The sequence below is a fragment of the Leifsonia sp. McL0618 genome, assembly GCF_049994905.1.
Classification (GTDB): Bacteria; Actinomycetota; Actinomycetes; order Actinomycetales; family Microbacteriaceae; genus Diaminobutyricibacter.
On the sequence record NZ_CP188258.1, the window covers coordinates 1,599,901 to 1,623,792 of the forward strand.

The following is a 23,892-nucleotide window of genomic DNA, read 5'->3' on the forward strand; positions in this document are numbered from 1 at the left end:
TCCCGGTTGTGGGTAGTGTTTCGGGATGCCGGGGGAGCGACACAGACGAGTGACGGAGGTCGCGGCGCGGCTCGCGCTCGCAGCCTGCCTGATCGTCGTCGGCTGGCGGGCCGCCGACGGCGGGCTGTTCCTCGCCGCGCCGCTCTTCTATCTCGCCGTCGTGACCGGCGAGCTGTGCCGTATCGATCTCGCCGAGTTCCGGCTGCCCAATGCACTGGTCGTGCCAGGATTGGTGATCGCGCTGACCGGAGTCGTGGGGGCGGCGGCCGACGGCCGTGACCCTGTGGTCGCAGTGGCCTGGGGCGCCGGCTATGCGATGGTGCTGCTCGGTCCTGCGCTGGCCGGCGATGCCGGGATGGGCGACGTGAAACTGGCTGTGTTGCTCGGCGTGTTGCTCGGCTCGATCGGCCCGTGGTGCGCCGTACTCGGGTCGGCGTCGGCGTTCGTGGCTGCGGGCGCCGTCGCGCTGGGCGCGCTCGTCTCGACCGGCGCGCGGCGTGATGCCCAGCTCGCGTTCGGCCCGTTCATGCTCGGCGGATTCTGGGGTGCGGTCGCGCTCGCGCCCGCCCTCTGACCGGCGATGGCCCGGCGTGTGCGGTGGCCACGCGCCTGCCGTGGCGGTCCCGGCCCTGGCCGGTGTCTGCCGCGGTGTGGTACGCCTGCTGCCGCTCGACGCGGCGCAGACGTGCCAAACCGCAGCAATCGTTGTGCTCGGCGGTGCGGAACTCAGCCGGGGTGCGTCATGCTCAGCACGTCGAGCGCTGAGTCGAGCTTTTCGAGCGTGACCTCACCGCGTTCGACGAACCCGAGGTCGATGACGGCCTCACGGATGGTCATGCCCTTTGCCACAGCGTGCTTGGCGACCTTGGCGGCAGACTCGTAGCCGATCACGCGGTTCAGCGGAGTGACGATCGACGGTGAGGATTCGGCGAACGCGCGTGCGCGCTCGACGTTGGCCTCGAGGCCGATGATCGTCTTGTCGGCGAGCACGCGGGCGCCCTGCGAAAGCAGGCGGATCGATTCGAGCAGCGCGGTCCCCATCACCGGGATGGCCACGTTGAGTTCGAAGCTGCCCGAGGCGCCGCTCCATGCGATCGAGGCATCGTTGCCGATGACGCGGGAGCACACCATGAGCACGGCTTCGGGGATGACCGGGTTGACCTTTCCGGGCATGATCGATGAGCCGGGCTGCAGGTCGGGGATGCTGAGCTCGCCCAGTCCCGTGTTCGGGCCCGACCCCATCCAGCGAAGGTCGTTGCAGATCTTGGTAAGGCTGACCGCGATGACACGGAGCGCGCCGGACGTCTCGACGAGAGCGTCGCGATTGGCCTGCGCTTCGAAGTGGTTGCGCGCTTCGGTGATCGGGAGTTCGGTCTCCTGGGTGAGCAGTTCGATGACGAGCTGGGGGAACCCGAGGGGAGTGTTGATGCCGGTTCCGACCGCCGTGCCGCCGAGGGGCACTTCGGCGACCCGGTGCAGCGCCGACTGGATGCGCTCGATGCCGAGACGGATCTGGGCTGCATAGCCGCCGAACTCCTGGCCGAGCGTGACCGGCGTCGCATCCATGAGATGGGTGCGTCCCGATTTCACGACGGTCGCCCAGAGCGTCGCCTTCTCTTCGAGTGCGACCGCGAGGTGGTCGAGCGCCGGGATGAGGTCGTCGATGAGCGCTCCGGTCACCGCGACGTGTACCGAGGTGGGGAAGACGTCGTTCGATGACTGGGAGGCGTTGACGTGATCGTTCGGGTGGACGGGGCTGCCGAGCCGCCGGGTGGCGAGCGTCGCGAGCACCTCGTTCATGTTCATGTTCGACGACGTGCCGCTGCCGGTCTGGTAGACGTCGATCGGGAATTCAGCGTCGTGCACGCCCGTGACCACCTCATCCGCGGACGCCGCGATGGCGTCGGCGATGGCCTGGTCGAGCACGCCGAGGCGGGCGTTGGCAAGAGCTGCCGATTTCTTGATACGTGCGAGGGCGGCGATCTGAGCGGGCTCGAGAACCGACCCCGAGATCGGGAAGTTCTCGACTGCACGCTGCGTCTGTGCGCCGTACAGGGCGTCGGCCGGAACTCGGACCTCGCCCATCGTGTCGTGTTCGATGCGGTACTCGGCATGAGCCGGGGTGTCCACCACGGTGTGTTTTCCTTTCTGGGGCGTTGAGCGCAGAGCGGGTTGCCTGCGCGTCACGCGATTGAGCCGGCCGGTTCTCAGACCATTCCGACGACGATGTCGGGAACGGCCCGACCTTCCTCGAGTCGGTAGTTGGCACCAACGATAGCCAACCTTCCCTCCCCGACGGCAGAGCTGATCAACTCGGAACTCTGCAGCAGTTCGGCGACCGTGTCGCGCAGGTGCTCTCGGCCCACCTCACTCGCGTCGACGTCTGCGATCTCGATCGGATGCTCGGGCGATGCGTGCGTCACCCGCCGGACAGCCGGAACGATCGGTGCGATCAGGTTGGCGATGTGCGGCGGGAGTGGCTCCGCCTCCGGGGCCTGCGACTCGATGGCGGCCCGCACGGCGCCGCATTCGTCGTGCCCGAGCACCAGGATGAGTGGGACGTGCAGCACCTCGACGGCGTATTCGAGCGAACCGAGCACCGACTCCGACATGACCTGGCCGGCGTTGCGCACGACGAAAGCGTCGCCGAGTCCGAGATCGAAGATGATCTCGGCCGCAAGCCGCGAGTCGCTGCAGCCGAAAATCGCCGCAAGTGGGGACTGGGATGCAGCGAGCGTCTCGCGGCGCTCAGCGTCCTGCCGCGGATGCTCGGGTGCGCCGGTGACGAAACGTTGGTTGCCGCGCAGCATCGCATCCCACACCCGCGAGGGTCTCGGCGGCGTCACTTCGCTGCTCCCAGCGTGCCGAGCTGGCCGCACAGCGAGTTGGTCACGGTGTCGAACTCCGCGTCCTGGGCCGTGCCGAAGACGACGAGGGTGCTGGAGCCCGCCTTGGTTGCCAGGGCGTAGTCGACGTTTCCGTTGTCCTGGCCCGAATTGCGATTGTCGTAGACATCCCACTGGAGGCCGCAGATCGTCTTCGTCGATGAGACGAGCGAACGGTTCACCTGCGTCGCGAGCCAGCTGTCGTTCGCCTTGAAGCCCTGCATGATGCCGATGTACTCCTTAGATGGCGTGATGAGGCCGATGTACCAGGCATCGACTCCGTCAGGGGTCTTGGTGCGCAGTTCTGCCGCGTTCGAGCTCCAGCCGCCCGGCACGTCCGGGGTCAGCAGAGGATCGGGCTCGGCCCCCTTTGCCTGCGCTGCGATGCTTTTGTAGTCGACGGACGCGCCGCTCGGTGTCTGGCCGCGGGGCACGAAGAGCACGATGAGCGCCACGACCGCCACGGTCGCGATCAGCGACAGCACCAGGTTGTTGACCGTCTGCCGGTTGCGGTGGTTGCGCGAATTCTCCGCTTTACGCTCGGCGGTTTCTTCGGGTGTTTCCGGACGCCCGAGTTCTGCTACGACAGCGGGGGGTCGTTTCGACGGACTCATTCGTCGTCAGCGACTCCCGTCGTGGCCGGGACGGCACCCGCGCGGGCGGCATCGAGCCGGGCCTTCGCGCCGATGAGCCACTCCTCGCAGCGCCGGGCAAGCGCTTCGCCACGCTCCCACAGCGCGATCGAGTCTTCGAGTGAGGTCGAACCCTGTTCGAGTTCGGAGACGACGCGGACCAGTTCGTCGCGTGCCTCTTCGTAACTGAGTGCCTCGACTCCGGTGGGGGATTGCGCCATGCCACCAGTCTATGTCGAGCCCTCACCGGTCTGCTGCGAGTTCCCACAGGCTAGACAAGGCGGCCTGCGTCCACCGAACTGGGCACTCGCGCAGCCCTTTGTCTTTGCCTAAGCTTCTCCGGGGCAGCTGACATGGAAGGACTTGAATGCGATATTTCTCGCCGGCGATGGTGATCATTGTGGCAACATCAGTCGCGATCGCATCAATCGGGATTCCGGCGAGCGGCGCATCCGGACAGGCCCTGACTGCGGGGGCGGGCGCGCACCAGCATCCGGCACCCGCGGCGGTTCCCGCCAGGATGGTTCCGCATCCGACCGCCTTGTACGAGCGCGCCGCAGCCGCGCTCCCTGCAAGCCTTCGGGTCTCGATCGATCGGGATCTCCACATCAGCCCCGCCGCCTATCTCGCCTCCGCGTCCGCAGCAGAGAACGCGTCCGATGTTCTCGCGCGCCTCCGGGCGGCCGGGATAGCGACGGATGCGGCACGACTCGACGGTACGACGCTTCGGGTGCCGGTCGCAACCGAGAGCGCCGCGAGCGCCGTCGCAGCGGCCGGTGCGACGCCGGAACTCGGGCCCACACCGGCCTCGCCGAGCTACGCGAACCTCACCGGCAACCCGCTCGCGGACCTGCTGGGTGGCCAGGGCTGGGGATACACGACAGGCCTGGACGGCTCAGGATGGCGATGCTCGGTGGGCTTCAACGGCCACGACAAGACCACAGGAGCGGCACGCTTTCTCACGGCCGGCCATTGTTACGGGCTCGAGGGGCCCGCGCTCGGCGACGCGTTCTTCCTCAGCCAGACGGCGGCCGGCGCGGGTAGCTGGGGAGGCGACCTGGGCCCGCTCAGTGCTGCTGACTTCAGGTACGGCAGCAACTTCGATGAGGGACTCGTATCGCTCTCACCCGACACGAACCCGCTGCCTGCGGTCACGACCTGGAACGGCGGATCGGGTGCGCCGTCGACGGGGATCAACGTCACGGGGTACACCGCCGGTGTCGTCGGCGCGCCGATCTGCAAATCGGGCAGCAGGAGCGGGTGGACGTGCGGACACGTCCTCGCCGTCGACGACGTGGAGACGCTGACGGACGAGAACGGGCTGAACGGCCAGGCCGTGAACGAGATGGTGACGGATGCGTGCGCCATTCCCGGCGACAGTGGCGGAGCCGTGGTGATCGGCTCATCGGCAGCCGGCGTCGTGTCCGGCGGAACAGGGGGTTCGTGCACCGGTACTGCGAGCGCGGGACAGTACTCGTTCTTCTTCCAGATGGTTTCGCCGCACGGCCGCGAGAGTGTCATGAACTCGCTCGGCTCGACCTGGGAACCGTCGATCTCGATCGCCAAGCCGAAGGTGACGTCGATCGGGACGACGTTCGTGGGCGGCGCACTGAGCGGAACGCTGGGGAACGGCACGATCCACCACGTGATCTCGGTCACGTTCGACGGATCCTCCTCGCCTGTCACCGCCTCCGTGTCGTCGAACGGCTCCTGGAGCGTGCCGTTGACGGGGCTTGCGCTCGGCACGCACAGCTACAGTGTCGCCGCGTCGCTCGGTACGTGGTCGACCTCGTCTGCCGCCACCGGATCCTTGACGCTCTCCGTCAAACCGACGGTCTCGCGTCTGGCCGGCCCCGACCGGTACTCCGTCGCCGTCGCTGTCTCGCAGTACGGGTTCCCAGGAACCGCGGGAACGGTCTATATCGCGGCAGGGACGGCGTTCCCCGACGCGCTCGGTGCCGCCCCCGCCGCAGCGCACGCCGACGCGCCCCTGCTCCTGGTGCCCGGAACGAGCATCCCGAGCGTCGTCACGGCAGAGCTGACCCGCCTGAAACCTGCGACGATCGTGGTCGTCGGCGGAACAGGATCGGTCAGCGCGGCTGTGCTCACCCAGCTCCGTGCCTTCGCGAAGACAGTCGTGCGCATCGGCGGGACCGACCGTTTCGACACTTCCCGTGAACTCGCCGCCTACGCGTTTGCGGACGGCTCGCCGACGGCGTTCATCGCCAGTGGCCTGAACTTCCCCGATGCTGTGTCGGCAGGAGCCGCTGCCGGGTCGGTGTCGGCGCCGATCATCCTGGTCAACGGGACCAAACCCACCATCGACGCAGGCACCGCGAGCACGATCGACGGGCTGGGCGCGACGACCTTCGCGATCGCGGGCGGCACCGGCGCGATCTCCGCCGGCATCGCCGCACAGCTCGGTGCCCGGCCCGGCGCGACCGTCAATCGCTACGGAGGAGCAGACCGGTTCCAGACCTCGGAAGTGCTCAACCACGCATTCTTCACGGCGGCCGCGACGACCTATCTCGCGTCCGGGCTGGCCTTCCCGGATGCGCTCGGTGGCGCCGCACGCGCCGGGGCCACTCCTGCGGCCCTGTACGCCATCCCGCAGAACTGTGTTCCGTCGTCTGTCCTGGCGGACATCCAGTCGTCCGGGTCGACGAAGGTCATCGTGCTCGGCGGCACCGGCGCACTCGGCACCGGAGTCGACGCGCTGACGTCCTGCCCCTGACGCCCGCCCCTGACGCCCGCCCCTGACGCCCGGCTCTGACGCCCTCCCCGAGGGTCGATGAGGATGAGCCGGCGCGGTGCTACTCGCTGCGACCCCTCGAGACGGCCCCGATGCGCCCCTCGGCCAGCGTGATCGAGAGCGCTGCCCCCGAAGGCGCCTCATCTGGCGTGCGCGCGACGTGGCCGGTCTCGAGCTGCACGATGGCGTAGCCGCGGTCGAGTGTTCCCTGCGGTGACAGCGCGCGCAGCTGTGAGCGCAGTTCGCCCGTGCGCGTGGTCTCGCGGTCGACCAGGCGCAAGGCCAGTTCGGCGCCACGCGCGACGAAGCGGGTGAGCTCCTCGGCGCGGGTGTCGACGATCCATGATGGCGAGGCCATCGACGGGCGTGATCGCAGGTGGCCGATGCGATCGATCTCGGCACTCAGGAGGTGGGTGAGCCGCATGCTGAGCCGTGCACGAGCCTGGTGCACGCGCACCATCTCTTCGGCGACGTCGGGCACGACGCGCTTCGCGGCGTCGGTGGGGGTGGATGCCCGCAGGTCGGCGACATCGTCGAGCAGCGGCCGGTCGGCTTCGTGGCCGATCGCGCTCACCAGGGGTGTCGCGCATTCGGCGGCCGCGCGCACCACCCGCTCGTCGCTGAAGCCGAGCAGGTTCTGGAAGTCTCCTCCGCCGCGCGCGACGATGATGACGTCGACGTCAGGATCGGCGTCGAGCGCTTTGATCGCGGCGGTCACGTCGGGGACCACGCGTTCCCCCTGCACGGCTGTGTGAATCGTGCGGAAGCGCACCGCCGGCCAGCGCAGCTGCGCGTTGCGCAGTACGTCTTTCTCGGCGTCGGAGTCGCGCCCGGTGATCAGGCCGATGCAGTGCGGAAGAAACGGCAGCTTCTTCTTGCGGCCGACGTCGAAGAGACCCTCGCTCGCCAACTGTCGCCGGAGCCGCTCCAGTCGCTCCAGCAGGTCGCCCAGGCCTACGTGCTTCATGTCGAAGACCTGCATGGTCAGGGTGCCGCCCTTGACCCAGAAGTTCGGTTTGATCAGTGCGACGACTCGATCGCCCTGCTTCAGGTCTGCCGGTATGCGCGCGCGCACCGACGACCAGATGGTGAAGCTCACCGTCGCGTCTTCGGTGAGGTCTTTGAGTTTGCCGTAGACGTTGCCCCCCGAGATGCCCCACTGGGTGATCTCGCCCTCCACCCAGGCTGTTCCGAGACGGTCGATGTAGCCGCGGATCTTGGCGGAGAGGGTGGCTACCGGCCACGGCTCGTCGGCTGTCGGAAGCCCTGAGGAGGCAGTAGCGCCGGGCGCAGCGGCGTTCTGGGCTGCAGGAGGGGCGTCGGTCACGTCCATCCCTCCCATCCGGTCTCCAGCGCACTCACCTAGACTCGAGGGGTGAGCGACGCAACGATCAGCCTGCCCATGCCGAGAATCCCCGGTGTGCGCGGCAGGCTCAAGGATACCCCGGTCGCCGGACACAAGCGGGTACTGCTGGCCGCACCCCGTGGATACTGCGCGGGTGTGGACAGAGCAGTCATCGCCGTCGAGAAAGCCCTGGAGCACTACGGCGCGCCGGTCTACGTGCGCAAGCAGATCGTCCACAACGTGCACGTCGTCTCGACCCTCGAACAGCAGGGTGCGATCTTCGTCGACGAGGTCGACGAAGTCCCGACGGGAGCGCATGTCGTGTTCAGCGCCCACGGTGTCTCGCCTGCGGTGGTGCGTGCAGCATCCGATCGCGGCCTCCAGGCGATCGACGCGACCTGTCCGCTCGTCACCAAGGTGCACCGCGAAGCCGTCCGGTTCGCGCGCGACGACTTCGAAATCCTCCTGATCGGTCACGAAGGTCACGAAGAGGTCGAGGGAACGGCGGGGGAGGCACCCGACCACGTCACGCTGGTGAACAGCCCGGATGACGTGCCCAACATCCATGTCAAAGACCCCGACAAGGTCGTCTGGCTTTCGCAGACCACCCTTTCAGTCGACGAGACGATGGAGACCGTGCGCCGGCTGCGCGAGCGGTTCCCGAACCTGCAGGATCCGCCGAGCGACGACATCTGCTACGCCACCCAGAACCGCCAGGTGGCCATCAAGAAGGTCGCCGAAGACGCCGACCTGGTGATCGTCGTCGGCTCAGCGAACTCGTCGAACTCGGTTCGCCTCGTCGAGGTCGCGCTCGAATACGGCGCCAAGGCGGCATACCGGGTCGACTACGCGAGTGAGATCAAGCAGGAATGGCTCGACGGGGTCGTCACCGTGGGTGTCACAAGCGGGGCGTCCGTGCCGGAGGTGCTCGTGCAGGAAGTGCTCGACGACCTTGCAGGCGCGGGCTACGCCGACGTGCAGGAAGTCAAGACGGCAGAGGAAGACCTCATGTTCTCGCTGCCGAAAGAGCTGCGCAAAGACCTGACGGGCAAGGCGGATTCACGTGCCATCGGAGGCCGCGGACGCTGATCCTGCGAAACGGGAAGCATCCCGGCGAAACCTCGGTTGACCACGGTACGCAACCGAAAGGAACCAACGCATGACCATCGTCGTCACCGGAGCCACCGGCAACCTGGGCCGTCTCGTCATCGACAACCTCATCGCACGCGGGGTCGAACCCGCGGACATCCGCGCCGCCGGCCGCAGCGCCCAGAAGCTCGAGGCGCTCGCCGAACTCGGTGTGGGGACCGCCGTCATCGACTTCGAAGACCCCTCGACGCTCGTCCCGGCCTTCGCGGGGGCGGACGCACTGCTCCTGGTCTCCGGCAGCGAAGTGGGCAAGCGCATGCCGCAGCACACGAACGCGATCGACGCAGCGGTGGCCGCGGGTGTCGGCCGCATCGTCTACACGAGCGCGCCGCACGCAGACACCACTGAGCTGGCTGTCGCGCCGGAGCACAAGGCGACCGAGGAGCTGCTGCGGGCGTCCGGGATCCCGGTGACCATCCTGCGCAACAACTGGTACACCGAGAACTATGTCGGGCCGCTCGAGCAGGCGCGCCGGACGGGCACTGTGGTAGCGGCCGTCGGCGACGGCAGGATCGCCAGCGCGACCCGCAACGACTATGCCGACGCGGCCGCCGTGACCCTCTCCACGAACGGGCACGAAGGCAAGGTGTACGAGCTGGGAGGCGACGTCGCGTGGTCGTTCTACGACCTCGCAGAGACTTTCAGCGAGATCATCGGTTCGACCGTGGTGTACACGCCGATGGAACCCGACGAGTACATCGGCGTTCTCACGGCGGCCGGGCTGGATGAAGGAACGGCCGGCTTCGTGGTGACACTCGACCAGAACATCCGAAACGGTGACCTCGCCGAGGTGACCGGCGACCTCAGCCGCCTCATCGGCCATCCCACCACGACGCTCATCGACGGCCTGCGTGCCGCCATCGCCTGAGCGGGGTCAGTTGGAGAGCTTGCCGTAGAAGGCGAGGAGCGTCGGGTCGCTCGCGATGATCGCGGTGAGGCACACGAACAAGGCGATGAAGGCGAGCACTCCGCCGACGATCGGGATGAAGAACGCCAGCTTGTGCCGGGTCAGGCGCACGATCGAAACCAGCGCTGAGAACACCCAGATGCCGACCATTGCGATCTCGCCGACCAGCATGATCAGCGAAACGGAAGAAGCCGGCACGTAGGTTCCGAGCCCGTTGCTCGCATACAGCTGCTGCATGGAGGCGGGCGCAGCCGCGATGGTGCCGATCGACAGGAACATGCCGAGGATTCCAGCGATCAACAACAGGATCGTGACCGGCTGGTTCCAGGACGGCACCGGATGCTCGCCTGCCGACTGCGCGAGCAGTTCCTGTTCCGGCGAGCGCGCGGGCGCTCCATGCGTGACGGGGCGGGCATCCGGTTTCGGATGCGCGGTATCGAGCCTGTCGGCATCCTTCGGCGGATGCCACACCCAGCCTTCCGGCGCGAGCTCCCCGAACTTCGGGCGGGGGCGCTCGTCTCGGTCCTTGTTCTCGTCGGCCATCGTGCGGCCGCCTCTCCTACTACTTGCCGGAGTGGCCCGCAGAGCCGAGCTGCTGGGTCGCTTCGACGACACGCGCCGCCATGCCGGTCTCGGCGACCTTGCCCCAGGCGCGCGGGTCATACACCTTCTTGTTGCCGACCTCACCATCGATCTTCAGCACACCGTCATAGTTCGAGAACATGTAGCCGGCGATCGTGCGGGTGAACGCATACTGCGTGTCGGTGTCGATGTTCATCTTGACGACACCGTTCGCTACGGCCTCGGCGATCTCGGCGTCGGTCGAACCCGAACCACCGTGGAACACCAGGTCGAGCGGTTTGGGACCGGTGCCGTATTTCGCGGCCAGGCCGTCCTGGATCGTCTTGAGCAGCTCGGGCCGCAGCTTCACGTTGCCGGGCTTGTACACGCCGTGCACGTTGCCGAACGTGAGGGCGGCCATGTAGCGGCCGTTCTCACCGAGACCGAGGGCCTCAACGGTCGCGATCGCGTCGTCGAGCGTGGTGTAGAGGTGCTCGTTGATGTCGTGGCTCACGCCGTCTTCTTCGCCGCCGACGACGCCGATCTCGACCTCGAGGATCGCGTTGATCGCCTTGGTGCGCTTGATCATCTGCTGCGCGATCTCGAGGTTCTCCGCCAGGGGAACGGCCGAGCCGTCCCACATGTGGGACTGGAAGATCGGGTTGCGGCCAGCCTTGACCTCTTCTTCGCTCGCCGCGATGAGAGGGAGCACGAAACCGTCGAGCGCATCCTTAGGGCAGTGGTCGGTGTGCAGTGCGACCGTGACCGGGTAGTTCTTCGCGACCTCGGTGGCGAACTTCGCGAACGCGATGGCGCCGGATGCCCGGTTCTTCACGGTCTGCCCGGCGAAGTAGTCGGCGCCACCGGTCGTCACCTGGATGATGCCATCGCTGCCCGCCTCGGTGAGGCCCTGGAGCACCGCGTTGATCGTCTGCGACGAGGACACGTTGAAAGCGGGGTAGGCGAATCCGCCGGCCTTCGCCTTGTCGAGCATCTCGGCATACTGATCCGGTGTAGCGATGGGCATTGCGTCTCCTCGACGGTGGTGTTTTGGCGGATTGTTCACATCATACCGAGCTGTGATTTGGACGGATGCGCGCGACCGTCAGGCAGCGTGCGTGAACGTTTGTGCGCATCCGCCGAATGCTGTTCGGCCAGTCGATAAACTGGCAGCGTCGCCCTGGTCGTGCGAACTCTCCGGCCGGGCGGTCGCCATCGTCGTCGAACAATCCGTCCGGGAGGACCCACCGTGAACAGCACCGACACCGCCACGCTCTACCTTCACCCTGATCGAAACCTCGCGCTCGAGCTGGTGAGGGCGACGGAGGCGGCGGCGATCCGTGCAACGCCGTTCATCGGCCGGGGCGACAAGAATGCGGCCGACGGGGCGGCAGTGGATGCGATGCGCGCCTTCCTGGGGACGGTCAACTTCGACGGCGTCATCGTGATCGGCGAAGGCGAGAAAGACAACGCACCGATGTTGTTCAACGGAGAACACGTCGGCAACGGCCGGGGGCCCGCGTGCGACATCGCAGTCGACCCGATCGATGGTACGTCCCTGACCGCAGCCGGGCGCCAGAACGCGCTTTCGGTGATCGCGGTGTCGGATCGCGGAACGATGCTCGACGCGTCGAGCGTCTTCTACATGAACAAGATCGTCACCGGGCCCGAGGGCGTGGGCGTCGTCGACCTGCGGCAGTCGATCGGGGACAACATCCGTGAGCTTGCGAAGAAGAAGAACAAGGATGTCGGCGAGATCCGCGTCGCCGTGCTCGACCGGCCGCGCCACGAAGGGCTGATCGACGAGATCAGGTCTGCGGGAGCCGGCACGCGACTCATGCTCGACGGCGACGTGGCAGGCGGCATCAATGCGGCACGCTACGAGTCGCGCATCGACATGTGCGTCGGTATCGGCGGCAGCCCAGAAGGCATCACGACGGCGTGTGCCATCAAGGCGATCGGTGGTTTCATGCAGGGCCAGCTGGCGCCGCGCGATGACGCGGAGCGCGAGAAGGCACGTGCTGCCGGCCTCGACTACGACGTGGTCCTCAGTGCGGACGACATGGTCAGGGGCGACAACACGTTCTTCGTGGCGACGGGCGTGACCGACGGTGGACTCGTCGAGGGTGTGCGGCGCAAGGGTCCGATCATTCGCACGGAGTCGATCGTGCTGCGCAGCCGCTCCGGCACCATCCGGCGCATCAGCGCCGACCACCTCGCCGAGAAGTGGCTGTAGCGGGTCCGGGCGTCGTGCCCACCTTCTGAACGAGTGCCCAGGTTGCAGCGCGCGCAGGAGTTCCGAACGTGTGCACGGGTTCTTTAGGGGTGCACGAAGGTGGTGTGGATGTGCACCAAGGTGGTGTGCACACCAGACAGACCATGCGAGCCGGGACGGAAAGAGCGCGAGTGGGTCGCCAACGGCCCGGAATGTGCGGCAGTCCGGGCGCCGTGGCTACGCGCTCTTGCGCCCGGCGTCGTCGCGGCCGGCGAGTTCGAGCGGGGCGATCTCGCTGACGAGCTCGAAGGCCGTGAGCTCGCGGGGCGCTTCTTCAATGCCGTTCAGTACCCCGATGACCTTCGACTCGTCGAGGGCGTTGAGCTTGCGCGCCGTCGGAAGCACCTGGCGTTCGAGCGACCCCACGAAGCCGTTGTAGTCCTTCACCGTGCGCTCGATCGACCGACCGAGCTTCTCGATGTGCGATGCCGTCGTGGACAGCCGCGAGTACAGTTCCCGGCTCAGGTCGAAGAGCACCTTCGCATCCTGGGTGAGCACATCCTGCTGCCAGCTGAAGGCGACCGTCTTGAGCACCGACCAGAGTGTGACGGGGGAGGCGAGCGCCACGCGCTTGCTGAACGCGAACTCCATGATCGTCGGATCGGCTTCCATCGCCGAAGAGACGAGGGACTCGCTCGGAATGAAGGCGATGACGAGTTCGGGTGACGCCTCGAGTCCGGCCCAGTAGGTCTTGCTGCCGAGCGTGGTGATGTGGTCACGTACGGCCTTGACGTGCTGTTTGAGGAGGGCCTCGCGCTGCGCGGCCTCCACACCCGTCGCGGTCGCGGGGATCTGGCTGGCCTCGAGGTATGCGTTGAACGGAACCTTCGCGTCGAGAGCGATGCTCTTGCCGCCCGGAAGATGCACGATCATGTCTGGTCGGCCGGCGCCGGAGTCGGAGTGGATGCTCGACTGCACGGTGAAATCGACCCGTTCGAGCAGGCCGGCGGCCTCGACGACGCTGCGCAACTGTGTCTCACCCCACACTCCGCGGGTGCTGTTCGAGCGCAGTGCAGACGCCAGCGACTCGGCGGTGCTGCGGAGGCGTTCCTCGCTCTCGGTGGCCGACTTCAGCTGCTGGGTCAGCTCGCCGTGCTGATGGCTGCGCTGGGCTTCGAGTTCGGTGACCTTCTTCTGCATGTCCTGCAGGCTCTCGCGCACGGGCGCCAGGGCCTGGAGCACCTTGCTCTCCGACCGCTCCCGTTCCTCACGCGCATGCTGTTCGGCACGGTGGCGCTCGACGAGCTCGCGGTACTGGTCCTGAAGGCCGCCCACCTGCTCGCGGAGCGCATCCACCCGGGCTTCTGCGGCCGCGAGATCGGACCGGATCTCGGCCTGCACCTCTGCCTCGGATGCCCGGACACGCGCCAGCTCCACCTCGTGACGTGCGACGAGCACGGCGGGGTCGTCGGTCTGCTCCGCAGGGGCGGCCGTGCGGCCGCGCAACGCGAGCATGGTGGCGAATCCGCCGAGGATTGCTCCGCCGACGAGTCCGAGGATCAACGCGAGAATGGGGTCCATGGCATCAGTGTGACAGCGGCCTCCGACACCGGCTGTTGCAAGCGCCGTGAACCGCGAAATCCGGTTCTGAGCCGGATTCGCCTATGCCGCGACCGGGGTGCCGATGCGTCCGACCCTGGCGGCGGTCGCCGCAGCCAGTTCGGAGATCGTCGAAGCGTCGTGCCGACGCGCTGCGTGGATGATGATCGCCGCGCACGCCTCGGCGTCTGCGAGCGCGTCGTGGTGGTGGAAGTCCTCGAAGCCGGCGGCCATCGCCGCGACCGGCAGTCGGTACGAGTCGAGGTGGTAGGTCTTGCGCGCCACCTGCAGGCTGCAAAGGTAGGAGAAATCGGGGCAGGGGAGCGCGGTCGCTGCACATGCCGCGCGGATGACACCCATGTCGAAGCCCGCATTGTGGGCGACGAGGTGGTCGCCCTCGGCGAAATCGATCAGGTCGGGAAGCTGCTCGGCCCAGCCGGCCGCACCCACGACATCCGATGCCCTGAGGCCGTGGATGCGTGTATTCCATTCGAGGAATTCGTCGTGCCCGAGCGGTGGCTGGATCAGCCAGCCCGTGCGGTCGACGACGCGACCGGAACGCACCTTGATGAGTCCGACGGAACACGCGGACGCACTGCTGGAGTTCGCGGTCTCGAAGTCGATTGCAGTGAAATCCAGTGGCACGGTGCCATGGTCGCATGCACGACCGACGTCACCGTGGAGGAACGCCGCGCGCCGCGCATCCGCCCCGGTCGATCCTCGAGGAACGTCGGATGCCGTGCCTAGACTCGAAGCATGCGCGAACGAAACGACGTGACGGCCCACGCCCGGGCGTTCGACCAGGCGGCAGATGTGTACGAGTCCTCGCGCCCGTCCTACCCGCGCGAGGCCGCCGACTGGCTGGTGCCGGCTGACGCGAAACGCGTGCTCGACCTGGGTGCGGGCACCGGAAAGCTCACCAGGCTGCTTGTCGACCGGGGGCTCGACATCGTGGCCGTCGATCCGTCCGCACAGATGCTGGGCGTTCTCGAACGGTCGCTCCACGGTATCCCGACACACCTCGGATCGGGTGAGGACATCCCTCTCGGCGAAGCGAGCGTCGACGCCGTCGTGTCAGGGCAGGCGTGGCACTGGGTCGACGCGGCGCTCGCCGTGCCCGAAGTCGCCCGCGTGCTGCGGCCGGGTGGAACCCTCGGCCTCGTCTGGAATTCGCGCGACGAATCGGTCGACTGGGTGGCCGAGTTCGGCCGCCTCATCGGCGGCGACGTCGTCTACGCCCCCGCGAACACACCGCCCCGCGTCGGTCCGCCCTTCGGGCCGCTCGAAAAGTTCGACGTGCGCTGGTCGCAACAGCTCACGATCGATGGCCTGCTCGACCTTGTCCGGTCTCGCAGCTACTTCATCACGAAGCAGCCGGATGAGCAGGTCGCCGTGCTCGAATCGGTGCGGCGGCTGGTGGCCGAGCATCCATCACTCGCAGGGCGCGACACCATCGAAATGCCGTACATCACCGAGTGCTACCGCACGCAACTGGCGAACGAGACCAGCTGAAGCGGTCGCATGCGAAAGGATCATCGTGTTCCTCGGACTCCGAACCATCGTCTATCCCGCACCCGACCTCGACGCCAGCAGAGCCTGGTGGACGCAGGTGCTCGGCGTGCCGCCGTACTTCGACGAGCCGTTCTATGTCGGCTTCAATCCGGGCGGCTACGAACTCGGCCTCGACCCCGCGGGTGACCCGGCGCTCGGTGCCCGAACCTACTGGGGTGTGCGCGACGTCGAGGCCGCGGCGGCGCGGCTGATCGCCCTCGGTGCGGTCGTGGTCGAGCCGATCACGGAGCCCGGCGAAGGCATCAAGCTCGGGATGTTCCGCAACCCTGCAGGCGACCTGATCGGGTTGATCGAGAACCCGGTCTTCGAGGTGCTGCCGGTTGCCGCCGTCGATGGTGGCGGCACCGGGCGCTGACCGCATCCACAGCCTGATGGATGCGGGAACCGCAGCCCGACGCCCCCGGTAGACTGGACCCCCGTGGCTCTCACTATCGCGATCGTCGGACTCCCCAATGTGGGCAAGTCCACCCTTTTCAACGCTCTCACCAAGAACACGGTTCTCGCCGCGAACTATCCGTTCGCCACGATCGAGCCCAACGTCGGCGTCGTCAGCCTGCCTGACGCCCGCCTGAACAAACTCGCCCAGATCTTCAACAGCGAGCGCATCCTTCCCGCTCCCGTGTCGTTCGTCGACATCGCCGGCATCGTCAAGGGCGCCAGCGAAGGCGAAGGCCTGGGCAACAAGTTCCTGGCGAACATCCGCGAGGCAGACGCGATCGCGCAGGTCGTGCGCGGCTTCGACGACCCGGATGTCGTGCACGTCGACGGCAAGGTCGACGCGGCCAGCGACATGGAGACCATCAACACCGAGCTCATCCTGGCCGACCTCCAGACTCTCGAGAAAGCCGAAGCCCGGTACGAGAAAGAGGTCAAGGGCCGCAAGCTGGAGCCGATCGTGCTCGAGACCTCTCGTGCCGCGCGTGCCATCCTCGACGAGGGCAAGCCGCTGTCGAGCGCATCCCTCGATCTGACGCCGATCCGCGAACTGGGCCTGCTCACCGCGAAGCCGTTCATCTACGTGTTCAACGTCGACGAAGCAGTGCTGACCGACGACGCCAAGCGTGCAGCGCTTGCCGAACTCGTCGCACCCGCCCAGGCCGTGTTCCTCGACGCCAAGCTCGAGTCCGAACTGATCGATCTCGACCCCGAAGACGCCGCCGAGCTGCTGGCGTCGACCGGCCAGGAGGAGAGCGGTCTCGACCAGCTCGCCCGCATCGGCTTCGACACGCTCGGGCTGCAGACCTACCTCACGGCCGGCCCCAAGGAGTCGCGCGCGTGGACCATCCACAAAGGCTGGAAGGCCCCGCAGGCGGCGGGCGTCATCCACACGGACTTCGAGAAGGGCTTCATCAAGGCAGAAGTCATCTCGTTCGGCGACCTGGTCGAGACGGGTTCGGTGCACGAGGCGCGCGCCAAGGGCAAGGCCCGCATGGAAGGCAAGGACTACGTCATGCAGGACGGCGACGTGGTCGAGTTCCGCTTCAACGTGTAGGCGGCAATGCCATGCCTGAGTGACGTCCTCAAGCCGGTTCGGGCACTCCCTGACGAGGTTCTGGCGGTAGATCGTCGAAGGCCCCACATCGGGTTAGTGCTTCGCCCGCGAACTGGGGGAGGCGACCATCCTCGTGGGTCCTAGCGTGGAAGCGGCCGTGACGCGTGAGGTTGGGGGTCATTTTGTCGATCGGGACGACACCGACTATTCCGGCGGGTTGGTATCAGGATCCATCGACATCGGACACCTCGGCGCGACGCTGGTGGGATGGCGTCCATTGGACAAGCTACGTCTCGTCGGTGACGCCACCAACGCCCTTTGCTCCCTCCGAGCAACAAAGTCACGGAATCACCTCGGCGCAGTCGACTCGACGCGTTCGGCTGGATTGCGCTTGCCCTGAGCCTTCTTGACTCGGTCATCATCGTTGTCTCTTTGCGGCTGCCCGCATTCGTTCCGCTGCTGATTCCTGCTGGCATTCTGGCAGTTGCGTCCGCGGTCACGGCATTGGTGTTGCGGGGTAAACGCAAGGCTGCTCCGCTAGTTGCCCCGATCATCGCGATCGTGCTGACCCGTCACGACCAGAACAATCGAACGAGGCATCCGAGCCCAGGGGAGCGCATACCACTGGCCGACCTCGGTGACCGCAGCACCAGACGGCACGGTTTCCGTGGGCGGCAAGATCGTCGCGAAGCTGGCTCCGGGCCAAACGTTGAACTATCAGAGCACCAAGGGTGGCGAAGACTTTGTGCTGCGCGTCAACGGCAGCGTGCCTGGGGAGTACTTCTACTACGACCTCGACACTCACGTGATCGTTACGTATTGCTACACCGGCGACCACGCATGTGACGCAGGTTAGGAGCCAATTCCCCGCCAGCTCCTGCCTCGTCATCGAGTTGAAGGGCAGTGTCCACGAGCTACCAGCTCGCGTTTGGGCGTACGAGTGGTGATCTCGCTGCTGGAAATGTCTGTAGGCGGATTAGCGATGGCGAGAACCCTGTGGACGGTCTGGAGACTCTCGATCCGGCCGAGATCGAAGGTGTGCTTTCTGCCGCCAGAAGGTTCGCTCGCCCTGGCCGGACATGCCGATCTGAGCGGTGAAATCGGCAGCATCGACGTTGACAGCACTTCGCAATTCGTTGCACGTACCTGTTACGGAATGGACGAAGACGGGTGGAATCCGGTTATCGACGTTTTCCGCCTACCGTTCTGGGATCCACAGACGAAAGAACGCTTCGCGACCCTTTACAGCATTCGCTAAGGGCGTCAGTACTGGGGCGGGCGAGCGCCCCCTGACTCAAATCGACATGAGTCTACGAACAGTCCGGCCTGATCCTGCACATTCCACACAGGGCGACTTGTCCACAAACCCTGGGATCTGGTCCGAGGGCGCCTTGCTTCCACGACAGGCTCGACGTATGGGAATCAGATACTACGCGTACGCCTTCGACGCTGACATGACAGAACGTGCGAAGGCCGACCCGAGGAGCTTCATCAGTGACGATCCGCTTGCGGACGCATGGGGCTTGCCGCACGGTGCCCAAACTGCCGTGACCAACTTTGAACAATCGGTGCCCTCGACCGAAATGCTGAACCTCGACAAAGCCTGGCCACTCTTGCAGGAGATAACGAAACCCAGCGCGACAGATCGTCGGCCACGACCTGGGTACCGCATGTTCGAGGGACAGGCCACGATGCACGGAGATGGTTGGACTCCTTGGGTGCGAGCCCTGTCGCCGACGGAAGTGATCGAGATTGCTGAGGATCTCGTCGAACTGCTGCCTGCAGTGCGCGACGCTGAGATAGCTCACCGCGACACCCGATACGTGCTCGATTACCTGAACCGCGCGGTGGAATTCGTGACGGGTGTGGCCGCATCCAATCGGGGATTCGCCTATCTGATTGGTTAGCGGTGAAGCATTCGTTGGCGCATGATATCGTTGCTGATATCAGCCAAGGAGGTGATGATCCCATGGCTTCGATCATCGTCCGCGGACTCGATGAATGGGTCAAGGAGCAGCTCACCGCTCAGGCGAAACAGCACGGGCGTTCTATGGAGGCTGAGGCTCGCGACATTCTGACCAGAGCCGCACGGAAACCGCACATCGGTCTTGCGCTTATGCAGGCTGCTCAGCACGTCGGCGGTGTCGATGACCTCGTGGTTCCGGTGCGCGACGACATCGCGCGAGCAGTGGAGTTCGAGTGATCATTCTCGATACGAATGTCATCTCGGAGATAGTCCGTTCAGCTCCGAATGATCGTGTTGTCGCCTGGCTTGAATCCCTCACCGGTGAAGTTGCGATCACTGCAGTGACGTTCGCTGAGCTACTGGCAGGTGTCCGCAGACTTGCCGATGGCCGGCGAAAGGTGGAGTTGTCGACTCGCATTGCGGCCGCAATTGAGCCTTTTCGTGGTAGCCGTTCAATTCTGGCCTTCGATGACCCAGCTGCTGCTCACTATGCTGATGTCCTCCTCGCGCGGGAGACGGTCGGGCACCCGATTAGTACAGCCGACGCCCAGATCGCTGCGATCTGCCTTGCGTATGAAGCGACCTGCGCCACTCGAAACCTCCGGGATTTCGCACATACAGGGGTCAACCTGCTCGACCCCTGGCGGGACTGAATCTTGATTCCGATGCTGGGAGGAGTCCGGCTCCGAGTTCTGAGTTGGCGACTGCGGACTCCGAGGACCGAACGGACGGTCGGGCCCAACCACATGTTTGAATTCGCCGGTACGTGGTCGAGTTCCGCTACCCGTTCGTCGCCGTTAAGCGACAGTAAGTCCGTCCACTGCCAGCGGCTCAGACAGCTCGGGTTCAGCCTCAGGCTCCTTGGTTGTTGAGACTTTCTGAAAGCGCCGTTTGAGACTCAGGGCCGGCTTCTCGATCAGACGCCACGAAACGAATGCCAGGGGCAGGGTGATGATCATCGTCGTCACGAAAACAAGATACGGGTTGAGTGGAATGCTCCACTTGAGTGCAAAGAACACGAGGACCTGCGCCACCGGCCAGCCATAAATGTAGGCGCCGTATGAGACGTCGTTCGTGATTCGCACGGATGGGCGGGCAAGCTTGCCCACCCAGATGACGACCACCGGGAACGACGCAATGTAGATCACCCGGAGCACCTCTTCGGGAGTTACAACGGGGCCGTACAGGAATGGAATGTGACCCACGACGAGCTGATCGACGTAGGTGAAGACACCGAAATGGGCGGTCAGCGCCAAGCCGATCAAGGCCAGAACCAACAGCTCGATTCGAATCTCAGTGAGGTACAGCGCGAACAGTGCGCCTGCCGCGAACATCAGGAAAAGCGGCACGATCGCAAGGAAGAAGTCAGACCCATTGCCGATGTTCGCGAGATAGAGAACCCAGGCGACTGCGAAGACCGCGGGGAACGTGGTTCGGCTCAGGGCGCCCACGATTCCCAATACAGCGATCGCGGCGTAACAGATCACTTCCCACGCGAGAGTCCACACGGGCCCATTCGATATATAGGGGACCGGATTGTGAACGAAATTGTGAAGGCGGGCTGCGATCAGACTCGAGACAATGAGCGCGACTACGAGGCCCGGAACAATGCGCAGAAAACGATTGGTGCCGTACTTGAACAATGATCCGCTGCGTTGATAACTCTGGGCGATGAGAAACCCGCTGATGATAAAGAACCCGTGAACCCCGAGATTGCCCAAGGTTCGGTTCCAGATCACTGGTTCTGCCTGACCGGCGAGTGCGAACGAATGGGAAAAGATGACCATGGCAGCGAACAGCAGTCTGAGCGCGTCGAAGTTGTTTCTTCTCGAATCCACGTTGATCCTTCGAATTACGAGGTGGGGTAGACAGACTGGTTGATTGAGTGTAATGCAGGCTAAGGGGTCGCGCCGACCGCAATCGTGGGTGGACGGTGGCAACTGGTTTGACGGCTGACATGGCAGACGGCCGAGAATGCGTACGATCATCGCAATGTGGTGGAGTTCCGTTTGATGTATAGCTCGCGGTGCTGCCGACGGTGCCGAACTCGAGAGGGATCACTGTGGACACCGCGATCCGTCTGGCCAGGTATTTCGGAACCTCGGACGAGTTCTGGATGAATTTGCAGTCGAATTACGAACTGCGGCTCGAGCGCCGTGCGCTGCGGGACACGCTCGCCGCCATCACGCCGTTGAAGGTTGCGTGACGGGTGGCGCGAGAGTCGCTGGCCTGCTCGCTCGGTGTCGAGTCGTACAGGGGCCGCCGATACCCGGACGAGGCCTGACAACGGACATCCTTCCGACGGCTGCCCCAGCGGGACCTTCGACAGTTCTGCCACGAGGGTGGCGGGTACATCGTGTTGATCATGCAGAAGCTCGAGCGCAGTACCGCCCCATTGCGGATGGGACGTTTGGTCGGGATTTCGGCGATCAGCGCAGGGGCTTTCTTGATCTTCGCCGGTCTCCTGCCCTCCCTGGATCGCCGCCGCGGCCGGAAGGTGCGAGGGTCCAGCGCCGCAGAGTACCTCGCAGGTCGTACAGACGATGCCGGTCGGTCAGGACCGGCTCCGCGAGTGGCTGCCTGGGCAGCGGTGGCGGGGTGCGTCGGCACGACCTTCGCCATGTTGGCGCAGCGCAGGGTGCACATTCCGCAGGACAACGTGGGCAGGCGTCGACGCGCCGTCCTTTCCTACGGGGATCCACTCTTCCATCCGAGGCACGCAGGAAATCGCCGCTGACGTCGAGACGGGCTGATTGTCTTAGTCATCTCGGCGCAAGCGGCGATCTCGCACATCTCTAATGCCCGCGCCACCTTCGCAACGTGATGACGACCGTAGCGCTCAACGCAAGGACAAGGCTGATCTCAAACGCCGCGGACGAGACATCCAGCCAATTGCGGACTGAACAGATTATGCCGATACCAAGGGCGACCAAAGCAAGAAGCAGCAGAATCGAACCCGTCAGCCCCATCCGTTTGAAGTAGACATCGACACTGCGGCGGTTTGCGGGATCGCCTCCAGGCGCCCGGCTTCTACGACTGGCTTCCACACCAGAATCCAGGGGTGAAATGCGCGGTTGCCCCAACAGCTCGCCCGCCAGGGTGAGCACAGCCGTTCAAGAGGTACGACCCGATCCCTAGTGCTGAAGCCACGGCTGCCAAGGCGGTTCCGATGGCCTGACCGAGCCCTGGAATCGGTTGGAGCGCCACGGCTATGACTCCTAATCCGGCCGCTCCTCCCTGCGCATTATTCGTAACGACTGAGACTTTGCATGTATCCATCTCGATGTGCATGCCCCAGCCATCGGCCCAGGCTTTGTTTCGACCAGTGCAGGCCGCGCGGGGCGACAAGACCAACCTGGGTTTCACATAGGCATCCGGGCCACCTTCGACTGCCCCGCCGGCAAGCCAATAGCCGCGGGAGAACTCGTCGGCATACTCGACGTCGAGTCCTGCCGATACGGCGTCGCGATAGTCAAACGTTGGAAGACCATCTCTGATGCTCAGAAACTGCCCGATGAGGTCGAGCCGTGGATCATTTCTTGATACCAGGGAACTATCGGGCGCCGATTCCCCATCGGCCATTTCTGTAGCGGCGCTCGCGGGCGCGGCGCCCAAGAGCGATCCCGCAATTGCAATCGACGCTAGCAACCCAACAATCTGTGAGACCTTTTGCACGGTTTAGATCCTTTGCTGTCGGCATTCGGACGTTGTGACGACCGGAGAGTCGACCCCGACAATTCACACTGACAGCCTCGGACGGCGGGCACAGTCCGCAAAAGATACGGCTTGAAGCTTTTGAATGGCGTGTGATATTTTAAACACGTGTAATGCATTCATTTGCAGCGAAGATCGTTCGCGGACAGACCGACGTAACGTGTTCGAGCTCCGCGTCAACGTCTAAATGAAGGCTTCCCGACCAGTTCCGCTTCAACGTGTAGCTCCCGCCGAGTGGTGAGTAAATCACCCAAATCGAGCTGAAACTGGGCCAGAAGTCGCATCTCGGCGGAATCGAGAGTCGACGCGGTTGAGTTCCGGTTCAGGGTGTGGCTGCGGATGCGGCGAGAGAGCCCGCGTCGAGCGCCGCGGTGGCGACGCGGCGTCCCTCGGCGATGAGACGCGGCACGTCGGACATCCTCCACTGGGCCATGCCCTGCATCTCGGGCTGGATGAGCATGATCGAGGGGTCATTGTGAAGGTCCGCCGTGCGATTGACCGTGCGCATCATGCGAACGTTCTCCCATTTGGCGTGCAGCCGGACCACGATCACGCGGGAGGCACCGAGCGCACGCGCGGCGTTGACCGGAACGTTGTCGATCATCCCGCCGTCCGCGAGCCGAGCGCTTCCTTGGCGCACATGGGGGAGAAGTCCGGGGATGGCGATCGTCGAGCGCAGCGCAACGCTCAGCGGTCCGCTGTCGATCGTCACCGCCTGACGTGTCCGGAGGTCGGTGGCGACCGCACCGAACGTGCGGGGGAGGTGTTCGATAAGCGGGTCGGTGCCGAAGATACGGTGCACGCTCTCGGTCACCGCGTGCGTATCGAGCAGCCCCAAGCGTGGGGCGAGCGACCATCGCGCGATCGCATTCCAGCGGAATACCAGGGCGGCGCGCTCGATCACGGCCGGCTCGAACCCTGCTGCATAGGCTGCGCCGACCAGCGCGCCCGAACTCGTCCCAGTGACGATTCCCGGGTGTATTCCTCGTTCGGCGAGCACCTGCAGCACGCCCACGTGGGCGGCGCCGAACGCGCCTCCGCCGCTCAGCGCGAGACCGAGGGTGCGATCTTCGCCCACGGCCGTCCTCCACATCTCGAGATTT

The 23,892-nt window shown here is 65.3% G+C and carries 25 protein-coding genes and 1 pseudogene; 15 read left to right on the forward strand and 11 right to left on the reverse strand.

Translation table 11 applies throughout. The features are described 5' to 3' along the window. Positions 1 to 25 precede the first annotated feature (25 nt). Positions 26 to 574, forward strand: a complete 549-nt coding sequence (locus ACPPVQ_RS07615) for a hypothetical protein (protein WP_426520236.1) — start codon at positions 26 to 28, stop codon at positions 572 to 574. Positions 575 to 726: 152 nt separating this feature from the next. Here the strand turns inward: ACPPVQ_RS07615 and ACPPVQ_RS07620 are convergent, their stop codons facing one another. The 4 genes from ACPPVQ_RS07620 to ACPPVQ_RS07635 all read right to left on the reverse strand — a co-directional run bounded on the left by ACPPVQ_RS07620 (position 727) and on the right by ACPPVQ_RS07635 (position 3,738). Beyond that, complete coding sequence (locus ACPPVQ_RS07620) at positions 727 to 2,133, reverse strand: class II fumarate hydratase (RefSeq protein ID WP_426520238.1); 1,407 nt, start codon at positions 2,131 to 2,133, stop codon at positions 727 to 729. Between the two features lie 74 nt (positions 2,134 to 2,207). Then, positions 2,208 to 2,810 carry a carbonic anhydrase gene (locus tag ACPPVQ_RS07625; RefSeq protein ID WP_426521175.1) on the reverse strand — a complete coding sequence of 201 codons (603 nt, stop codon included), beginning with the start codon at positions 2,808 to 2,810 and terminating at the stop codon, positions 2,208 to 2,210. Between the two features lie 32 nt (positions 2,811 to 2,842). Next, complete coding sequence (locus ACPPVQ_RS07630) at positions 2,843 to 3,499, reverse strand: DUF4245 domain-containing protein (RefSeq protein ID WP_426520240.1); 657 nt, start codon at positions 3,497 to 3,499, stop codon at positions 2,843 to 2,845. Further along, entirely contained in the window at positions 3,496 to 3,738 is a 243-nt protein-coding gene (locus tag ACPPVQ_RS07635; RefSeq protein WP_426520242.1) for an exodeoxyribonuclease VII small subunit, read from the reverse strand. The genes ACPPVQ_RS07630 and ACPPVQ_RS07635 overlap by 4 nt, the downstream gene beginning before the upstream one ends. A 179-nt stretch (positions 3,739 to 3,917) precedes the next feature. Between ACPPVQ_RS07635 and ACPPVQ_RS07640 the strand changes: the two genes are divergently transcribed. Further along, a complete protein-coding gene (locus tag ACPPVQ_RS07640; protein ID WP_426520244.1) occupies positions 3,918 to 6,251 on the forward strand; it encodes a cell wall-binding repeat-containing protein in 2,334 nt (777 codons plus the stop codon). A 79-nt stretch (positions 6,252 to 6,330) separates the two neighbouring features. Here ACPPVQ_RS07640 and xseA read toward each other — a convergent pair whose 3' ends face one another. Further along, positions 6,331 to 7,602, reverse strand: a complete 1,272-nt coding sequence (xseA, locus tag ACPPVQ_RS07645; protein WP_426520246.1) for an exodeoxyribonuclease VII large subunit — start codon at positions 7,600 to 7,602, stop codon at positions 6,331 to 6,333. Between the two features lie 69 nt (positions 7,603 to 7,671). Between xseA and ACPPVQ_RS07650 the strand changes: the two genes are divergently transcribed. Beyond that, entirely contained in the window at positions 7,672 to 8,703 is a 1,032-nt protein-coding gene (locus ACPPVQ_RS07650) for a 4-hydroxy-3-methylbut-2-enyl diphosphate reductase (RefSeq protein ID WP_426521177.1), read from the forward strand. A gap of 70 nt (positions 8,704 to 8,773) precedes the next feature. After that, positions 8,774 to 9,631, forward strand: a complete 858-nt coding sequence (locus tag ACPPVQ_RS07655; RefSeq protein ID WP_426520248.1) for an SDR family oxidoreductase — start codon at positions 8,774 to 8,776, stop codon at positions 9,629 to 9,631. Positions 9,632 to 9,637: 6 nt separating this feature from the next. Here ACPPVQ_RS07655 and ACPPVQ_RS07660 read toward each other — a convergent pair whose 3' ends face one another. After that, a complete protein-coding gene (locus ACPPVQ_RS07660; RefSeq protein ID WP_426520250.1) occupies positions 9,638 to 10,213 on the reverse strand; it encodes a DUF6264 family protein in 576 nt (191 codons plus the stop codon). 19 nt (positions 10,214 to 10,232) lie between these two features. Continuing rightward, positions 10,233 to 11,258, reverse strand: a complete 1,026-nt coding sequence (gene fbaA / locus ACPPVQ_RS07665; RefSeq protein ID WP_426520252.1) for a class II fructose-bisphosphate aldolase — start codon at positions 11,256 to 11,258, stop codon at positions 10,233 to 10,235. Between the two features lie 222 nt (positions 11,259 to 11,480). On the opposite strand from fbaA, the gene glpX reads away from it, so the two are divergent. After that, positions 11,481 to 12,467 carry a class II fructose-bisphosphatase gene (glpX, locus tag ACPPVQ_RS07670; protein ID WP_426520254.1) on the forward strand — a complete coding sequence of 329 codons (987 nt, stop codon included), beginning with the start codon at positions 11,481 to 11,483 and terminating at the stop codon, positions 12,465 to 12,467. A 216-nt stretch (positions 12,468 to 12,683) separates the two neighbouring features. Here glpX and rmuC read toward each other — a convergent pair whose 3' ends face one another. Beyond that, a complete protein-coding gene (gene rmuC / locus ACPPVQ_RS07675) occupies positions 12,684 to 14,027 on the reverse strand; it encodes a DNA recombination protein RmuC (RefSeq protein WP_426520256.1) in 1,344 nt (447 codons plus the stop codon). Between the two features lie 81 nt (positions 14,028 to 14,108). Further along, positions 14,109 to 14,690, reverse strand: coding sequence for an exonuclease domain-containing protein (locus ACPPVQ_RS07680; protein ID WP_426520258.1), 582 nt, complete (start codon positions 14,688 to 14,690; stop codon positions 14,109 to 14,111). A gap of 111 nt (positions 14,691 to 14,801) precedes the next feature. Here ACPPVQ_RS07680 and ACPPVQ_RS07685 point away from each other — a divergent pair, with 111 nt between their 5' ends. The 9 genes from ACPPVQ_RS07685 (at position 14,802) to ACPPVQ_RS07725 (ending at position 19,728) form a co-directional block, all read left to right on the forward strand. Beyond that, positions 14,802 to 15,557 carry a class I SAM-dependent methyltransferase gene (locus tag ACPPVQ_RS07685; RefSeq protein ID WP_426520260.1) on the forward strand — a complete coding sequence of 252 codons (756 nt, stop codon included), beginning with the start codon at positions 14,802 to 14,804 and terminating at the stop codon, positions 15,555 to 15,557. Positions 15,558 to 15,582: 25 nt separating this feature from the next. Then, positions 15,583 to 15,972: a VOC family protein gene (locus tag ACPPVQ_RS07690; RefSeq protein WP_426520262.1), complete on the forward strand. Its 390-nt coding sequence runs from the start codon at positions 15,583 to 15,585 to the stop codon at positions 15,970 to 15,972. Between the two features lie 63 nt (positions 15,973 to 16,035). Next, on the forward strand, positions 16,036 to 17,109 hold the full coding sequence (ychF, locus tag ACPPVQ_RS07695; RefSeq protein ID WP_426520264.1) for a redox-regulated ATPase YchF: 1,074 nt from the start codon (positions 16,036 to 16,038) through the stop codon (positions 17,107 to 17,109). 164 nt (positions 17,110 to 17,273) lie between these two features. Beyond that, the gene (locus tag ACPPVQ_RS07700; protein ID WP_426520266.1) at positions 17,274 to 17,519 is read left to right on the forward strand and encodes a DUF2510 domain-containing protein; all 246 of its coding nucleotides are present in this window, start codon (positions 17,274 to 17,276) and stop codon (positions 17,517 to 17,519) included. Between the two features lie 227 nt (positions 17,520 to 17,746). Then, positions 17,747 to 17,965 (forward strand): hypothetical protein, encoded by a 219-nt coding sequence (locus ACPPVQ_RS07705; RefSeq protein WP_426520268.1) that lies wholly within the window; start codon positions 17,747 to 17,749, stop codon positions 17,963 to 17,965. Positions 17,966 to 18,049: 84 nt separating this feature from the next. After that, complete coding sequence (locus ACPPVQ_RS07710; protein ID WP_426520269.1) at positions 18,050 to 18,367, forward strand: hypothetical protein; 318 nt, start codon at positions 18,050 to 18,052, stop codon at positions 18,365 to 18,367. Positions 18,368 to 18,524: 157 nt separating this feature from the next. Continuing rightward, a complete protein-coding gene (locus ACPPVQ_RS07715; protein WP_426520271.1) occupies positions 18,525 to 19,016 on the forward strand; it encodes a hypothetical protein in 492 nt (163 codons plus the stop codon). Between the two features lie 62 nt (positions 19,017 to 19,078). Beyond that, complete coding sequence (locus ACPPVQ_RS07720; protein WP_426520273.1) at positions 19,079 to 19,312, forward strand: FitA-like ribbon-helix-helix domain-containing protein; 234 nt, start codon at positions 19,079 to 19,081, stop codon at positions 19,310 to 19,312. Beyond that, entirely contained in the window at positions 19,309 to 19,728 is a 420-nt protein-coding gene (locus ACPPVQ_RS07725; protein ID WP_426520275.1) for a type II toxin-antitoxin system VapC family toxin, read from the forward strand. The genes ACPPVQ_RS07720 and ACPPVQ_RS07725 overlap by 4 nt, the downstream gene beginning before the upstream one ends. A gap of 144 nt (positions 19,729 to 19,872) precedes the next feature. Here ACPPVQ_RS07725 and ACPPVQ_RS07730 read toward each other — a convergent pair whose 3' ends face one another. Continuing rightward, the gene (locus ACPPVQ_RS07730) at positions 19,873 to 20,913 is read right to left on the reverse strand and encodes an acyltransferase family protein (RefSeq protein WP_426520277.1); all 1,041 of its coding nucleotides are present in this window, start codon (positions 20,911 to 20,913) and stop codon (positions 19,873 to 19,875) included. Between the two features lie 200 nt (positions 20,914 to 21,113). Between ACPPVQ_RS07730 and ACPPVQ_RS07735 the strand changes: the two are divergent. Next, positions 21,114 to 21,281: pseudogene (locus ACPPVQ_RS07735) on the forward strand (HigA family addiction module antitoxin); the annotation flags it as partial. A gap of 1,830 nt (positions 21,282 to 23,111) precedes the next feature. Here ACPPVQ_RS07735 and ACPPVQ_RS07740 read toward each other — a convergent pair. Then, on the reverse strand, positions 23,112 to 23,867 hold the full coding sequence (locus tag ACPPVQ_RS07740) for a patatin-like phospholipase family protein (protein ID WP_426520279.1): 756 nt from the start codon (positions 23,865 to 23,867) through the stop codon (positions 23,112 to 23,114). Positions 23,868 to 23,892 lie beyond the last annotated feature (25 nt).

Coding starts and splice junctions, on each gene's coding strand:
- ACPPVQ_RS07660 (WP_426520250.1), bottom strand. CDS start 10,213: ATGGCCGACGAGAACAAGGACCGAGACGAGCGCCCCCGCCCGAAGTTC.
- ACPPVQ_RS07630 (WP_426520240.1), bottom strand. CDS start 3,499: ATGAGTCCGTCGAAACGACCCCCCGCTGTCGTAGCAGAACTCGGGCGT.
- ACPPVQ_RS07715 (WP_426520271.1), top strand. CDS start 18,525: ATGGGAATCAGATACTACGCGTACGCCTTCGACGCTGACATGACAGAA.
- rmuC (WP_426520256.1), bottom strand. CDS start 14,027: ATGGACCCCATTCTCGCGTTGATCCTCGGACTCGTCGGCGGAGCAATC.
- ACPPVQ_RS07720 (WP_426520273.1), top strand. CDS start 19,079: ATGGCTTCGATCATCGTCCGCGGACTCGATGAATGGGTCAAGGAGCAG.
- ACPPVQ_RS07635 (WP_426520242.1), bottom strand. CDS start 3,738: ATGGCGCAATCCCCCACCGGAGTCGAGGCACTCAGTTACGAAGAGGCA.
- ACPPVQ_RS07655 (WP_426520248.1), top strand. CDS start 8,774: ATGACCATCGTCGTCACCGGAGCCACCGGCAACCTGGGCCGTCTCGTC.
- ACPPVQ_RS07650 (WP_426521177.1), top strand. CDS start 7,672: ATGCCGAGAATCCCCGGTGTGCGCGGCAGGCTCAAGGATACCCCGGTC.
- fbaA (WP_426520252.1), bottom strand. CDS start 11,258: ATGCCCATCGCTACACCGGATCAGTATGCCGAGATGCTCGACAAGGCG.
- ACPPVQ_RS07685 (WP_426520260.1), top strand. CDS start 14,802: ATGCGCGAACGAAACGACGTGACGGCCCACGCCCGGGCGTTCGACCAG.
- ACPPVQ_RS07625 (WP_426521175.1), bottom strand. CDS start 2,810: ATGCTGCGCGGCAACCAACGTTTCGTCACCGGCGCACCCGAGCATCCG.
- xseA (WP_426520246.1), bottom strand. CDS start 7,602: ATGGACGTGACCGACGCCCCTCCTGCAGCCCAGAACGCCGCTGCGCCC.
- ACPPVQ_RS07615 (WP_426520236.1), top strand. CDS start 26: ATGCCGGGGGAGCGACACAGACGAGTGACGGAGGTCGCGGCGCGGCTC.